Origin of the sequence: Actinomycetospora aeridis, assembly GCF_037400275.1 — a bacterium.
Lineage (GTDB): Bacteria > Actinomycetota > Actinomycetes > Mycobacteriales > Pseudonocardiaceae > Actinomycetospora > Actinomycetospora aeridis.
The window spans coordinates 308,824-321,039 of sequence record NZ_JBBEGL010000002.1; the positions used below are offsets into that span (position 1 = coordinate 308,824).

Consider the following 12,216-nt stretch of genomic DNA (forward strand, 5'->3'; position numbering starts at 1 on the left):
ACCGGCAGGACTCCCACTCTGACGGTGGGGAACCTAACGGTCCGGTCGCGATCGCGCAACGTGGCGGGCTCGGAGGTCGGTCCAGGCGGTAGCGAGGACCCACACTGCGAGGGCGAGGGTGACGACGATCCAGCCGGTGACGGTCCACCAGCGGTCGAGGACGGCGGAGAGGTACGCGAGGGTGGCGGAGACGCCGCCGGCCCAGCCGCGGACCACGTAGGTGCCGAGGCGAACGGGGGTCACTCGCGGTCCGGCTTGGGCGCGCCGAGGGCGACCCAGCTGCAGGCGAGCAGGAGCAGGGACCACTGCCACCACGCGGTCGGGCACACGAGGGCGAGCAGGAGCACGCCGATGGTCGGCGGCAGACGAGCCTCGTCGATCGTCACGCGTCGGCCATCCGCGCTCGGATGGTGGCGCCGCACGACGGGCACTCGACCTCGTGGGCAGCCTCCTCCTGAGCGCGAAGGCGTCGGAGCGTGCGCAGGCCGAGGATGCCCACCACGGCGCAGGCTGGCGCGCACGCAAGGTTGAGCAGCGAGAGGGCGAGCAGGACCCAGGGCTCCGTCACGACGCTCTCGCCTGCCGCTTCGCGAGCTGCTGCGCCGCGGACGCCTCCAGGCGGTCCACGACGTCCCCGATGCGGTACAGCGACCGCCCGGAGCTGTCCTCGCCGACCGGGCGGAGCCGGGACCCGGGCACGTTGCGCTGCTCCCGGCGCGTCCAGTTCAGCATCCGCTCCACGGTGACCGTCTCCCCGTAGAGCCGGGTCATGCACCCGGCGATCCTGGTGAGGGTGGCGTGCTGGTCGCGGAGCTGGTCGACCAGCCACGCCCGGCGTTGCCCGAGGTCGTAGCGGGCGCCGCAGCCCTCCCGGCCGTTCGACCCCCGGCACGTGACGACCGGGGCGGCCGGGTGGGCGTAGAGGTGCTCGGTGCACGAGTCGCACGGGCCCGCGTACAGCAGGTCGGGGTGCAGGTCCACCGAGGCGCGGAGACGGCCGACGGTGCGGCGGAGGTCGCCGACCGCCATCCCGCCGTCCGGATGTCCGGCGAGCTGGTCGGCGCGCTTCGAGAGCCACTCCGCGTACGGCGCGAGGATCGGGCCGCCGTCGACGTGCTCCGGGCCGGCGAGGTCGAGCCCGTCGGCGCGGTCGGCCTCGAGGAGCACGACCGTCCACTGCTGCATCACCGTGGCGGCCTCGTTGGCGGCGTCGGTGGGCCGGTCGTTGTACGGCAGCCCGGTCTCCCCCGCGCCGGCGACCGCCGGGCCTTGACGACGGGTGGTGTCCTGCCGGTAGCGGGTGGTGGCCAGCTCTTCCTCCCACAGGCCGACGGCGGCGAGCTCGGTGGTGAGCCGGGTGAGGCAGCCGCCGCAGACGGTGTGGGCGTCGGGGCAGGGCCGGGAGCAGGGGTCCCCGTCGGGTGCGGGGGCGTCGCAGTAGGACGTCATGGCCACCGCCGGGCGGCTCGCGCGGCCTTCACCAGCTCGGCATGGCGTCGCCTCGCCAGCACCGCCGGGATCGACGTCGGGTTGAGCGGGTCCGTCATCGGATGTCCTCCCGGGTCGCTTGAACGCTGCCGCTCGCTCTCGTCGCCCGGGTCGCCCGCACCGCGTCGATGACCAGCGCGGTCGCGAACGTCGGCACCCAAAAGCACCCGACGAGCACGAGCACGGTCCAGCCGTTGCCGAGCACTCCGAGCGCCGTGCCGACGGCGGCGCCGAACAGCGCGGCGATGATGTTGCCGACGGTGAACACCGGCGTCGGGCCGGAGCTCGCGCTCACGAGTCCAGCTCCCCGGCTGCGATCGCCCCGCCGACCACTTCGTCGACGGCGGGGCCCTCCAGTCCCAGGTCAGTGAGGTACTCCCGCAGGCCCGCGACGAGCACCGGGTCCGGGCTCACCAGTCGTCCTCGTCGTCGGGCTCGTCGTCAGCCGTCAGCCGCTCCCACTCGGCGGGCGAGATTCGCAGCCACCCGTGGAGCCCGTGCTCGCTGATGAAGCACTCGGTGGTCCCGTCGGGGTCCCGCCGATCGTCCGGGCCGTCGAGCTTCATCGTGACCTTGACGTCAGGGAAGGCCGGGCAGTCGTGCCGGTAGTACCGGCTGGACCAGCGGGATTCGTCGCGCTCGACGCTCGGAGCGCTCACGCCGTCACCTCCTCGCGCACGCACCCCGGGCACACCAGGTCGTGCTGGCCGGGGTGCTCCGGGTGCTCCACCCGCACGTAGGAGGTCATCGAGCAGCGGCACCGGTCGCACACCTCGTCACCCTCCGCGGGGACCTCGTACGGCTCCTCGCCGGGCAGGGCCTGGGCGAGGGCGCCGAACGCCATCAGCTCGTCGAAGATCGGGGTCCCGATCACGCCGACACCTCCGACGTCGCGTCGGCCCACTGCACCGGCCGGATCGGGGCAACGTTGAACATCACCCAGCGCCACGAGGCCAGTGGGCTCGCCCCGAGCAGCTGCGGCACCTTGTCCTTGATGCACCGCCAGCGCTCACCGACGAGCACGGAGTCGAGGCGCTGCCAGAGGTCGCCGTCACGGTCGGTGAAGATGAGCAGGTCGGTGGGCTCCGGCGGCACCTGCGCGTCGATCTCGGTGGGCCGATCAGTGTCGATCACGGGCACTCCTCGTGGTGGTGGTTGCAGCCGGAACAGCACGGGTCGCCGTCGGGGCGGCGGCCCAGCAGGCAGGTGAGCTCGGAGACGGCACAGGACGAGCAGTCGGCGGCCAGAGAGCCGTCCCACGACGCGCGGAACGCGCGCCACTGCTCGACGACGTCGCGCCCGTCGGCCTCCGAATCGACCGGCACCCACACCCGCCACGAGCGGTCGTGGGCGGGCAGGAACGCCCACCACCGGCCGTACCGGTGGCCGACCTCGGGTACGAGGAGGCTCATCCGGCCTCCTGGCGGGGGAACGCGTCGGTGGGCGCCGCCGCGGTGCGCGGATCGGCGAGAAGCTCGGAGTGCAGGGCGGCCATCCGCTCGGCAAGGCCTCGACGCAGGTCCCGCTCCCGCGCCTGGGATTCCGCGTCGGCCTCCGCCTCCGCGCGGCCGTAGGTCATGCCCGCCACGAACGCCAGCGCGGACAGCGCGCGCAGGGTCCGCTGGCGGTGCGCCAGCTGCCCGGCCTTCGTCCAGCCGTACGGCGCCAGACGGCACGTGGGGCGCGGGCTCAGGTCGTAGAGCCGTGGGTCGCGGTCGTCGCGGTGCCGGTAGGGCGGCCGGCGGGAGAGGTTCGAGGCCACGGGCCGGTCACCACCAGCCCAGGGCGCCGCCGAACGCCAGGGCCCACGGGACCGTGGCGAGGAGCGTGGCGATGCCGAGGGCGAGGAAGAACGCGTCGCTCGGCGCGGTCGCCGTCGCGGGCGCCGGCTGCGCGGGGACCACGTCGAGCGGGACTGTGGTGAGGTCGTCGCGGCGCATCGCGACCGTCGGCGCCTCGAGCGCCCGGCGGCGCTGCTCTTCGATCAGGCCAGGGCTGGCGAGGTCGACGAGGTGGCGCGCTGCGGCCCCACGGGTCCCCTGCGCCATGGCGTCCCCCTCGCACTCGACGTGCAGGAGAACCTACATGTGCACGTGTGCGTGTACTACGCACAGGGCCTTGACCTGCGGCGGATGGTCGCTCTACAGCGACCGAGCGGCCTCCTCGACCGCACGAACAGCGGCGCGGCCGGTGGTGCCGGTGCGCCGCAGACGGTCGAGGGCGGCAGCGAACTGAGCGACCACCTCGGGGTCAGCCATGATCCGAGCGCCGGTGACGTTCTCGACCATCACGGCGTCGTCGAGCAACTCGAAGCCACCGATCATCGCGAGCGGGCGACGGGACACGATCAGCTCCACCATCCCGCCGAGAGCGGCGGTCGAGAGCGTGTGCAGCTGCGCCAGCTGCACGTCCCGGGCGTCGTACACGGCAGTGAGGGCGGCCGGCTCGACGGCGATCGTCACCTTCGTGCCGCGCTCGCGGAGCGCCCGCTGACGCTCACGGCGGCTCTCCACGATCGTCTCGACGTCCACTGCGCCGCCCAGCTCCACCCGGCCCGGCTGGCCGAGCCACGCGCGGGTGTAGTCGGCCGTCTGCACCGGGCCCGGGATCAAGGTGGGCTGGTACTCGGCCAGGGTCGTCGAGCCCGCCTCGAGGTCGGCAAGGCTGCCCTGCAGGGCCTCCACGCCGCCCGGCGTGCGCGCGGCCTCGCGGATGTCGAGGTGGCGCGTCAGGGCGCGCTCGCGAGCGTCCAGCAGCTCGTCGACGTCCGCGCTGGTCGCCTCCGCCCACGCTCGGACGTCCTCGACCGAGGGGCGCTGCTTGCCGCTTTCCAGCAGCGACACCTTCGACTGCGACGGCCACCCGAGCCGCTCGGCGAGCTGGGGCCCGGACAGCTTCGACGCCGCGCGGGCATGCGCGAGCGCGGCACCGAGGTCGGGGTACCGGACCTGCCGCGGGCTCACCGCGGCACCGGGAGCGCGCTCAGGCGGGCATCGCCAGCGTCGTCGACATCCCGAGCGCGGCGTCCCGCCAGTCGCGCAGGATCGGCAACGTGCGCTCGGAGGCCTCGATGACGGTCATCGTCCCGTCGTCGGCGTAGTCCAGGAGCCACCCGCGCTCGTCGTCGACCAACCAGAAGTCCTTCCGGGCGCTCTGCATGAGCACCGTGAGCAGACGGACCTCCTCGCCGGCCGCAAGGTTGAACGGGTAGTGCTGCTCGATTTCGAAGCGGACGTATGGCGTCCACGGCGTCGTGACGACGTGCACCCGCTGCATGGTCACGCCGCGCTCGACGTTCGCCCGGACCAGGGCGCACCACGCGGCGAGGTCCTCGTTGGCCGTCCAGTCGTGGCCCTGCTGGTAGGCCCACCACTGCGGGTCGTCCGGGTAGTCCTGCAGGTACTCGGCCCGGAACACTGACTGCCGTGCGTCCGAGATAGCCGACGCCAGCTCGGCCAGCGCGGCCATCAGTCCAGAGCCTGCATCGCGGCGCGCACGATGGCCGGGTCGATCCGGACGGCCTGCTCGCCGGGCAACGGCGTCGGCAGGTGCTCCATCGAGATGCCGTGACCCTGAACGACGAGGTCGCCGGTTTCCTCGTCGACGTGCACGGACGGGCAGCCGATCGTGCCCGAGTCCTTGTCCTTCGCGAGCTGTCGCAGACGCATCGCAGGTCCCCCTCGGTATCGCGCGGAGGTCCAGTGTGCGCGAGGGCGCCCAGCACGTCCATAGACGGAGCATAGATGGGTCTTGCGTCTGCGCATAGCTTGCGCATAGCGTCGTCGGCATGACGGCGACCGTGGAGCACCCCCGACGGTGCGACCGGTCCCGGTGCGTCCACGGACTGACCGACGTCCTGCACGTCGGGACACCGCAGGTGCTGGTGCCCGCCGACGAGCACGACACCGTCGTCACGGTCACCGCCGCGCGGGCCGACGTGCTCACCCGCGCCGGGCAGGCCCCGCAGGCGCCCCGCGCACTGCTGGCCGTCGACGACGCCACCGCTTCCCTGACGGCCGCCGAGCTGGTCGAGCACATCGCGCACTGCGCGCTCGTCCTCGCCGAGCTGCGCGCCTGGAGCGCGCCCACACACCCCGGCCCCACCGAGGGGGGCCGGTCCGGTGCCCGCTGATGCAGCAGCGGGCCCACCATCCCCCACCGGGCCGTCGCGTTCCCCCTGCGGCGGCTCGGTGGGACCCCACGACCTGAGCGAACAGTGGCGGGTCCTGCTCCGCCGGCACCCGGAGCACGGGTGCGCGGCGTGCCGGCGTCGGTGGCTGCCGTGGCGAGTCCCGTGCCCTGCGCTCGCCCTGGCGGTCGCCGTCGCCGGCTAGCTGGTGAGCTGCGGACGCTCGCCGCGGGTGAAGTCGAGGGCGTTCATCGCGCGCTCCGAGCGCTGGCGGCGCTGGCCGTAGACGTCGAGGACCATCGACACCGACGCGTGGCCGAGCTGGTCGGCGACCTCTCGGGGCGACAGACCCTGGTCGAGCATGATCGTCGCCGCCGTCTTGCGGAAGATGTGCGTCGGCTGCTTCGTGTCCCGCAGCGTCGGTATGTCCTCGTAGTGCGGGCGCAGGAGTCGCACGACACCGGAGGATGCCCTCGGCCGGCCGTGGCCGCGCACCGGGAAGACGGGGAGCGCGGCGTGGTTGCCGGGGATGGCGGCGCGGCGCCGCATCACCTCGCGCACCATCGGCGTCATGAGGATGTCCCGGCGGGCAGCTCGGGTCTTCCCGTCCTGGCGGGTCATGCCGACGCCCTTCACTCGCACCGCGTTGTGCCGGATCAGCAGCGCGCACTCCCGCCAGTCCTCGCCGAGGGTGACGTCGCTCCAGGTGAGCCCGAGGATCTCGCTGATGCGGCATCCGGTGCCGAGCATGAGCACGACGATGTCGTAGAGCTCGAGCTTCCCGATCCGCTGGTCCTTCTCCACCGCAGCGAGCAACTTGCCGATGTCGTCGCGGTCGAGCGCGTCCGCCGAGTAGGCGGAGGTCTTCCTGGTGAGCTGGACGCCCGCCATGGGGTTGGCGGTGAACACCTCTTCGAGCACCGCAAGCTTCAACGCGCCGGAGAGCGGGGCCCGGAGGTTCGCGAGCCCGGCCGGCGAGCGGCCCGCGTCGGCGAGGCTGTTGAAGAGCACCTGGAGTCGGCGCGTGGTCAGGGAGCGCAGCGGCAGCTCACCGATCTCGGGCAGGAGCACGCTGTTGATGTTGTGGGTGTACCGGTCGTAGGTGGTGGCAGTGAGCGTGCTGCGGCGGACAGTGTCGAGGTAGGCGGCGGCGAGCACCCGGAACGGTGTGTCGCGCGTGATCTCGGCGTCCTCGACCTTCCGAGCCTCGGCGCGCATCGCCTCCTTGAGGCGCGAGCGGGCAAGGTCGGACGTCTCGGCGCTGCGCTCGACGGTCTGAAGCCGGCCGCGCAGGTTACGCACCCGCGCGCGGGCCACGAACTTCTCGCCCTCGCGGTCGACGGTGATCTTCCCCCACTCGCCGATCTCGGTCTTCGGTCGTCCCACGAGGCCCCCTGACGATCGTTGCCGTTCGCTAACCGTCAGCGTGCCGACAACCGTTTCTGTCGGCTAAATGGCGACCGACCTCAGCGCGACTCCGACTGTACCCCATCTGAGCTGCACAGACACGACCCTCGAATGGGCAAAGGTCTAGACGCCCCAGTTGTAGGCGAAGGCGGTGACCGCGATCGTCGCGAGGCTGCGGTGGCGCAGCGCCTTGATCGGGTCCAGCAGGCCGATCTTCTTCGCGGGCTTCGGCGTCTTGTCGAGCAGCACGAGCGTCGCGATCAGCGCGATCGCCATCAGCACGGCGACACCGAAGAACGGGGCCCGCCAGCTCACCGACCCGAGCAGGCCGCCGACCAGCGGCCCGAGCGCGATGCCGACGCCGAGCGCGGTCTCGTAGAGGATGATCGCACCCGCGAAGCCGCCGCTGGCGGACGCGACGATCACGGCCAGCGAGGTCGCGATGAACAGCGCGTTGCCCAGCCCCCAGCCGGCCCGGAAGCCGACGATCTCGCCGATCGACCCGGACGCCCCGGCCAGCGCGGCGAACACCACGATGATCGTCAGGCCGGTGAGCAGCGTGGCCTTGGCACCGATGCGGCTGGAGACCCATCCCGTCACGAGCATCATGACCGCGGTGATCAGCAGGTAGCTGGTGAACAGCAACGAGACCTGGGCCGGCGTCGCCTGCAGCTGGGTGGCCAGCGCGGGCAGGATCGGGTCGACCAGGCCGATGCCCATGAAGCTGATGACGCAGGCGAAGGCCACCGCCCAGACGGCCTTCGGCTGCCGGAACGGGCTGGCGGTTGCGGTACTCACGACTCTCCTCGGGAGGGGTCGGTCAGGGTCAGTCGGGACAGCGCGCCGGCGGCGGCCTCGACGACGGCCCGGTCCTCGTCGCCGAGCCGGTCGAGCAGGGCGGCCAGCCGCGTGGCCCGCCGGGTGCGGCGGCTCACGAGCACCTCGCGGCCCGCGTCGGTCAGCGTGACGATCACGGCGCGCCGGTCGGTCGGGTCGTCCCCGCGGGTGGCGAGGCCGTCGCGCTCGAGGCGCGTGACCAGCGCGGTCATGCTCGGCTGCGTCACGCCCTCGCGGACGGCGAGGTCGGAGAGGCGCTGCGGTCCGCCGCGGTCGAGGGTGGCGAGCGTCGAGGCCGTCGTCAGACTGAGCTCACGGTCGGCCGTCGAGCGGATGGCCCAGGCCGCGAACGCGTCCAGCGCTGCGGCGGTGGTCAGGCGCGCGCCGGTCGATGCGGTCACCCGACCGTTGTATCACCTAACTATATTGATGGTCGATGTGACGACGGAGTCAGTCGGGAGTCAGTCGGGAGTCAGTCGGCTGTCAGTCGAAGGAGAGGACGGACGGGGACGACTCCCCGAACGACAGCACCGACGCGGTGTTCGAGACGGTCGTGCCCAGCCCGTTGACGACCCCGCCCACGGCACCGCCGACGCCACCGAGCAGGCCGCCGTTCGAGCCGCCCGACCCTCCGGAGCCACCCGAGCCCGAACCCCCGGAACCCCCGGAACCCCCGGAGCCCGAACCCCCCGAGCCGGAGCCGCCGTTGCCACCGGCCTCGGCGCCACCGCCGTTCCCGCCACCGGTCGCGGAGCCGCCGCCACCACCGCCGGCCGCCGCGGCGCCCCCGCCGTTCCCCTGACCGCCGCCACCGGCGCGGGCCGTGCCGGTACGGCCGGGCCCGTCGTCAGCGATCCCCGCGCGGGCGGCACGGCGGGCCGGGGCGTCGTCGCCGCCGGCCCCGCCGGGACGGACCGAGCCGATCGTGCTGCCGGGCGCGCCCGGGTCGGCCGTGACCGCTCCACCGGTCGCCGCGAGGTCGAGCACCTGGACGGGAGCCGGCGCCACGCCGGGCCCGAGGGGCAGCGAGGCCAGCGGCGCACCGGTGCCGGCACCGGCGCCGGCGGGCGGCTCCAGGGGCGTCTCGGAGCTCACGGGGCTCATCACCACGGAGCCGATCCCGATGGCGCCGACGGTGGCGACCAGCGGGAGCGCGCCGAGCGCGACCCGGGCACGCGCCGAACCCGACGCGCTCATCTGGTGCCTACCCATGTCTGGCTCTCCGTCCGTTCATCCGGCGACGGAATGCACCACCGATCGAGTGAGCACTCCTCCGGAACGCTCAACGGCCGTGACGGCCGGAGGTTACGGACACGGGCCAACCGGGCTTGAGTACATCGATGAGGTGAACCCGGGCGGTCGCGGGTACGAGCGGGTACGACCGGGTCGACCGGGTCGGTTGGCCGAGCCGACCTCGCGCCCACAGACTGACCCCCGACACGACCGACGAGGAGGTCACCCGCCGTGAAGCAGCTCTCCGGTCTGGACTCGGCGTTCCTGGACCTGGAGGACGACCACCAGTTCCTGCACGTCAGCCAGCTGCTGATCCTCGACCGCCCGGACGCCGACTTCGAGCCCTACCCGGCCTGGCGCCGCCAGCTCGCCGACCGCATCCACCAGCTCGAGCCCTTCCGACGTCGGCTGGTCGAGGTGCCGTTCGGGCTCGACCACCCCTACTGGATCGCCGACCCGGACTTCGACCTCGACTTCCACGTCCGCCACAGCGCCGTACCGCCGCCCGGCACCGACGACCAGCTCGACGAGCTGGTGGCCCGCCTGGTCGCGGCGCCGATGGACCGCGAGCACCCGTTGTGGGTCTCGCACGTCATCGAGGGTCTCGCCCCGGCCGAGGACGGCGGAGCCGACCGGTTCGCGATCCTGACGATGATCCACCACAGCGCCGTCGACGGTGCCGCGGGCGTGGATCTGCTCGAGCTCATGCTCGACGACGTCCCCGACGCCGAGGCGCCCAGCCACGCCGGCGAGTGGACCTCCGAGGCGCCGCCGACGACGGCGGGGGTCCTGGCCCGGGCGGCCGCGAACGGTGCGCGCCGCCCGGCCCGCGGGCTGCTGCTCGCGGCCCGGGCGGGTCAGAGCATGGCCCGGGCGAGCCGGAGCCCCACGGTGATCGACCTCGCCGACCGCGTGCGCGGGAGCCTGCGGGGCCCGCTGGGCTCGGTGCTCAACGTCGGGCGCGAGCGCGATCCCGACCAGGACCTGCCCCGCCTGCCCCCGCTCGTCGCCCCGCCCACTCCCTTCAACGCCCCCGTCAGCCGCTACCGGCGCTTCGCCCACCGCGCGCTGCCGCTGGCGGAGGTCAAGGCGCTCGGCAAGGAGTCCGGAGCGACGATCAACGACGTCGTCGTGGCGCTGTGCGGCGGCGGGCTGCGGCGCTGGCTGCTCGAGCGCGGCGAGCTGCCCGACCAGCCGCTGACGGCGATGATCCCGGTGTCGCTGCGCGAGGGTGACGAGGACGAGCAGTGGACCAACCGGGTCTCGGCGACCGTGGCCGCGCTCCCCACCGATCTCGACGACCCGCTCGCGCGCCTGCGCGCCGCCCACGACGCGCTGGGCGTCGCGAAGCAGGTCTTCGCCGCGTTGCCCGGCCAGTTGACGCCCGAGGCGGCCGGGCTCGGGGTGCCGGCCACGGTGACCGCCGTGAGCCGCGCCCTGACCCGCTGGGGCTCGGTGGCGCCGACGCCGTTCAACACCGTCGTCTCCAACGTGCCCGGCCCCCGGGAGCCGCTGTACCTGGGCGCCGCCACGATGACCCACTACATCCCGGTCTCGGCGATCGCCGACCCCGTCGGTCTCAACATCACGGTGCAGAGCTACGTCGACCAGCTCGACATCGGCCTCCTGGCCTGCGCCGAGCTGCTGCCGGACCTGCACGACCTCGCCGACGCCGTGGTCGCCGAGTTCGACGCGCTGCGGGACGCGGTGCGGGGCGGCGCGTGAGCGCGATCGACCGCCTGGCACCGCTGCTCGACGTCCCGCTGCCCGACGCTGTCGGCGGGGCCGCGGCCGGCCCGTTCGTCGACCTCGTCGAGGGCCGCCCGGGCTCGCGCGGCCGCATCCAGGACCTGTGGGAGTCCCGGGGCGGCGCCGGCTTCTACGACCGCCTGATCGGCGCGGGCGACCGCGTCCGCGACTCCGTCCCGGACCTCACCTACGGCGGGCTCGTCCGCGACTTCTACGGCGTGGCCCGGCGCCTCGACCTCGTCGGCGGCGAGACGGTGCTCGACCTCGCCTGCGGGCCGGGCACGCTGACCCGCCACCTCGCCGACGCCGCCGGGACGGACGGGCTGGTCGTCGGCGCCGACCTCTCCCCCGCGATGCTCACCCGCGCCGCCCGGGCCGTGCCCGCGGCGAACACCGTGTTCGTCCGCGCGGACGCGATGGCGCTGCCGCTGCACGACGCGTGCCTCGACGCGGTCTGCTGCTCGCTGTGCCTGCAGCTCGTGCCGGACCTCGACACCGCGCTGGCCCAGATCCGGCGGGTCCTGCGGCCCGGCGGCCGGCTCGCCGTGACGGTCCCGGCGCACGGGCGCGGTCCCTTCCGGGTGCTCACCGAGGTGCTGGCCCGCGGCGGTCAGGCGCGGCTGTTCGGGCGGGGCGAGCTCGCCGACGCCCTCGTGCGCCACGGGTTCGTGCGGGTGGCGACCCGGTGGGACTCGGTCATGCAGATCGTGGACGCGGTCGCGCCCGGAGCAGCGCCCCCGCGAGGGTGACGACGCCGCCCGTCGCGGCCACGACGCCGACGGCGGCGAGGACGTCGCTGGGCCGGTGCCAGCCCGCGACCATCGTGGCCACGCCGGCGATCCCCGTGACGGCCACCGCGGCGAGCCCGGCGAGGGGGCGCAGCGCGCGGGGCACCACGAGCACCAGCGCCAGCCCGAGCGACGCCACCAGCGTGACGTGCCCGCTCGGCAGGGAGTTGCCCTCGAGCGAGTCGGGCCGCACGAGCCCCGCCTTGAGCGCCTGGGTGACGAGCTGCGCGCCGAGCACCACCGCCACCACCCCGACCGCCCGGTCGCCCCGTCCGCGCAGGAGCGCGACACCGGCCAGCACGATCACGGCCACCGCGACCGTCGGCACCCCGACGAGCTCCAGCACGTCGAGCCCCTCGCTGCGCAGGCCGACACCGGTGGCCGTCTCCATCACGGCGTCGTCGAGCGCGCGCCCGGTCGGGTCGAGCACGGCGAGGACGTAGGAGCCGACCACCGTCGCGATCCCGAGGACGATCGCGAGCACCGCGGCGGCCCGTCCCCGGGGTGCGGCCGACCGGGGCGGCGCATCGAGCAGGGGCACCGTGGGTGCGGCAGCGATCGGGAGCATGGGTCCCACGCTCCGTG

The 12,216-nt window shown here is 73.8% G+C and carries 22 protein-coding genes; 3 read left to right on the forward strand and 19 right to left on the reverse strand.

Going from position 1 to position 12,216, the window contains the following annotated elements:
* Positions 1–33: 33 nt before the first annotated feature.
* The 14 genes from WCD41_RS06880 to WCD41_RS06945 all read right to left on the reverse strand — a co-directional run bounded on the left by WCD41_RS06880 (position 34) and on the right by WCD41_RS06945 (position 5,156).
* On the reverse strand, positions 34–243 hold the full coding sequence (locus tag WCD41_RS06880) for a hypothetical protein (protein WP_337712659.1): 210 nt from the start codon (positions 241–243) through the stop codon (positions 34–36).
* Entirely contained in the window at positions 240–386 is a 147-nt protein-coding gene (locus WCD41_RS06885; protein ID WP_337712660.1) for a hypothetical protein, read from the reverse strand. Before WCD41_RS06885 ends, WCD41_RS06880 begins: the two co-directional genes overlap by 4 nt.
* Before the next feature lie 178 nt (positions 387–564).
* The gene (locus WCD41_RS06890; protein ID WP_337712661.1) at positions 565–1,449 is read right to left on the reverse strand and encodes a hypothetical protein; all 885 of its coding nucleotides are present in this window, start codon (positions 1,447–1,449) and stop codon (positions 565–567) included.
* Between the two features lie 94 nt (positions 1,450–1,543).
* Positions 1,544–1,783, reverse strand: a complete 240-nt coding sequence (locus tag WCD41_RS06895; RefSeq protein ID WP_337712662.1) for a hypothetical protein — start codon at positions 1,781–1,783, stop codon at positions 1,544–1,546.
* On the reverse strand, positions 1,780–1,902 hold the full coding sequence (locus WCD41_RS06900) for a hypothetical protein (protein ID WP_337712663.1): 123 nt from the start codon (positions 1,900–1,902) through the stop codon (positions 1,780–1,782). Before WCD41_RS06900 ends, WCD41_RS06895 begins: the two co-directional genes overlap by 4 nt.
* Complete coding sequence (locus WCD41_RS06905; RefSeq protein ID WP_337712664.1) at positions 1,899–2,147, reverse strand: hypothetical protein; 249 nt, start codon at positions 2,145–2,147, stop codon at positions 1,899–1,901. The genes WCD41_RS06900 and WCD41_RS06905 overlap by 4 nt, the downstream gene beginning before the upstream one ends.
* The gene (locus tag WCD41_RS06910; protein WP_337712665.1) at positions 2,144–2,362 is read right to left on the reverse strand and encodes a hypothetical protein; all 219 of its coding nucleotides are present in this window, start codon (positions 2,360–2,362) and stop codon (positions 2,144–2,146) included. The genes WCD41_RS06905 and WCD41_RS06910 overlap by 4 nt, the downstream gene beginning before the upstream one ends.
* Positions 2,359–2,622, reverse strand: coding sequence for a hypothetical protein (locus WCD41_RS06915; protein WP_337712666.1), 264 nt, complete (start codon positions 2,620–2,622; stop codon positions 2,359–2,361). Before WCD41_RS06915 ends, WCD41_RS06910 begins: the two co-directional genes overlap by 4 nt.
* Positions 2,619–2,900, reverse strand: a complete 282-nt coding sequence (locus WCD41_RS06920; protein WP_337712667.1) for a hypothetical protein — start codon at positions 2,898–2,900, stop codon at positions 2,619–2,621. Before WCD41_RS06920 ends, WCD41_RS06915 begins: the two co-directional genes overlap by 4 nt.
* The gene (locus tag WCD41_RS06925; RefSeq protein ID WP_337712668.1) at positions 2,897–3,250 is read right to left on the reverse strand and encodes a hypothetical protein; all 354 of its coding nucleotides are present in this window, start codon (positions 3,248–3,250) and stop codon (positions 2,897–2,899) included. Before WCD41_RS06925 ends, WCD41_RS06920 begins: the two co-directional genes overlap by 4 nt.
* 7 nt (positions 3,251–3,257) lie before the next feature.
* Positions 3,258–3,536: a hypothetical protein gene (locus tag WCD41_RS06930; RefSeq protein ID WP_337712669.1), complete on the reverse strand. Its 279-nt coding sequence runs from the start codon at positions 3,534–3,536 to the stop codon at positions 3,258–3,260.
* Between the two features lie 93 nt (positions 3,537–3,629).
* A complete protein-coding gene (locus WCD41_RS06935) occupies positions 3,630–4,451 on the reverse strand; it encodes a Scr1 family TA system antitoxin-like transcriptional regulator (RefSeq protein ID WP_337712670.1) in 822 nt (273 codons plus the stop codon).
* Between the two features lie 19 nt (positions 4,452–4,470).
* Positions 4,471–4,956: a DUF6879 family protein gene (locus tag WCD41_RS06940; RefSeq protein ID WP_337712671.1), complete on the reverse strand. Its 486-nt coding sequence runs from the start codon at positions 4,954–4,956 to the stop codon at positions 4,471–4,473.
* Positions 4,956–5,156 (reverse strand): hypothetical protein, encoded by a 201-nt coding sequence (locus tag WCD41_RS06945; protein ID WP_337712672.1) that lies wholly within the window; start codon positions 5,154–5,156, stop codon positions 4,956–4,958. Before WCD41_RS06945 ends, WCD41_RS06940 begins: the two co-directional genes overlap by 1 nt.
* Before the next feature lie 119 nt (positions 5,157–5,275).
* Here WCD41_RS06945 and WCD41_RS06950 point away from each other — a divergent pair, with 119 nt between their 5' ends.
* Positions 5,276–5,620, forward strand: coding sequence for a hypothetical protein (locus tag WCD41_RS06950; RefSeq protein WP_337712673.1), 345 nt, complete (start codon positions 5,276–5,278; stop codon positions 5,618–5,620).
* Positions 5,621–5,818: 198 nt separating this feature from the next.
* Here WCD41_RS06950 and WCD41_RS06955 read toward each other — a convergent pair whose 3' ends face one another.
* The 4 genes from WCD41_RS06955 to WCD41_RS06970 all read right to left on the reverse strand — a co-directional run bounded on the left by WCD41_RS06955 (position 5,819) and on the right by WCD41_RS06970 (position 9,073).
* Positions 5,819–7,003 carry a tyrosine-type recombinase/integrase gene (locus WCD41_RS06955; RefSeq protein WP_337712674.1) on the reverse strand — a complete coding sequence of 395 codons (1,185 nt, stop codon included), beginning with the start codon at positions 7,001–7,003 and terminating at the stop codon, positions 5,819–5,821.
* 144 nt (positions 7,004–7,147) lie between these two features.
* On the reverse strand, positions 7,148–7,822 hold the full coding sequence (locus WCD41_RS06960; protein WP_337712675.1) for an MFS transporter: 675 nt from the start codon (positions 7,820–7,822) through the stop codon (positions 7,148–7,150).
* Positions 7,819–8,262, reverse strand: a complete 444-nt coding sequence (locus WCD41_RS06965; RefSeq protein ID WP_337712676.1) for a MarR family winged helix-turn-helix transcriptional regulator — start codon at positions 8,260–8,262, stop codon at positions 7,819–7,821. Before WCD41_RS06965 ends, WCD41_RS06960 begins: the two co-directional genes overlap by 4 nt.
* A gap of 82 nt (positions 8,263–8,344) precedes the next feature.
* Positions 8,345–9,073 carry a hypothetical protein gene (locus WCD41_RS06970; protein WP_337712677.1) on the reverse strand — a complete coding sequence of 243 codons (729 nt, stop codon included), beginning with the start codon at positions 9,071–9,073 and terminating at the stop codon, positions 8,345–8,347.
* Between the two features lie 252 nt (positions 9,074–9,325).
* On the opposite strand from WCD41_RS06970, the gene WCD41_RS06975 reads away from it, so the two are divergent.
* The gene (locus WCD41_RS06975; RefSeq protein ID WP_337712678.1) at positions 9,326–10,819 is read left to right on the forward strand and encodes a WS/DGAT/MGAT family O-acyltransferase; all 1,494 of its coding nucleotides are present in this window, start codon (positions 9,326–9,328) and stop codon (positions 10,817–10,819) included.
* Entirely contained in the window at positions 10,816–11,592 is a 777-nt protein-coding gene (locus WCD41_RS06980; protein WP_337712679.1) for a class I SAM-dependent methyltransferase, read from the forward strand. The genes WCD41_RS06975 and WCD41_RS06980 overlap by 4 nt, the downstream gene beginning before the upstream one ends.
* On the opposite strand, the gene WCD41_RS06985 is transcribed toward WCD41_RS06980, so the two are convergent.
* Positions 11,540–12,199, reverse strand: coding sequence for a phosphatase PAP2 family protein (locus WCD41_RS06985; protein ID WP_337712680.1), 660 nt, complete (start codon positions 12,197–12,199; stop codon positions 11,540–11,542). The two genes, WCD41_RS06980 and WCD41_RS06985, sit on opposite strands and share 53 nt — an antisense overlap.
* Positions 12,200–12,216: the final 17 nt, after the last annotated feature.

Excerpts from the sequence above, each read along its gene's own strand:
- WCD41_RS06890 (WP_337712661.1), bottom strand. The coding sequence starts at position 1,449 with ATGACGTCCTACTGCGACGCCCCCGCACCCGACGGGGACCCCTGCTCC.
- WCD41_RS06920 (WP_337712667.1), bottom strand. The coding sequence starts at position 2,900 with ATGAGCCTCCTCGTACCCGAGGTCGGCCACCGGTACGGCCGGTGGTGG.
- WCD41_RS06930 (WP_337712669.1), bottom strand. The coding sequence starts at position 3,536 with ATGGCGCAGGGGACCCGTGGGGCCGCAGCGCGCCACCTCGTCGACCTC.
- WCD41_RS06940 (WP_337712671.1), bottom strand. The coding sequence starts at position 4,956 with ATGGCCGCGCTGGCCGAGCTGGCGTCGGCTATCTCGGACGCACGGCAG.
- WCD41_RS06945 (WP_337712672.1), bottom strand. The coding sequence starts at position 5,156 with ATGCGTCTGCGACAGCTCGCGAAGGACAAGGACTCGGGCACGATCGGC.
- WCD41_RS06950 (WP_337712673.1), top strand. The coding sequence starts at position 5,276 with ATGACGGCGACCGTGGAGCACCCCCGACGGTGCGACCGGTCCCGGTGC.
- WCD41_RS06970 (WP_337712677.1), bottom strand. The coding sequence starts at position 9,073 with ATGGGTAGGCACCAGATGAGCGCGTCGGGTTCGGCGCGTGCCCGGGTC.
- WCD41_RS06985 (WP_337712680.1), bottom strand. The coding sequence starts at position 12,199 with ATGCTCCCGATCGCTGCCGCACCCACGGTGCCCCTGCTCGATGCGCCG.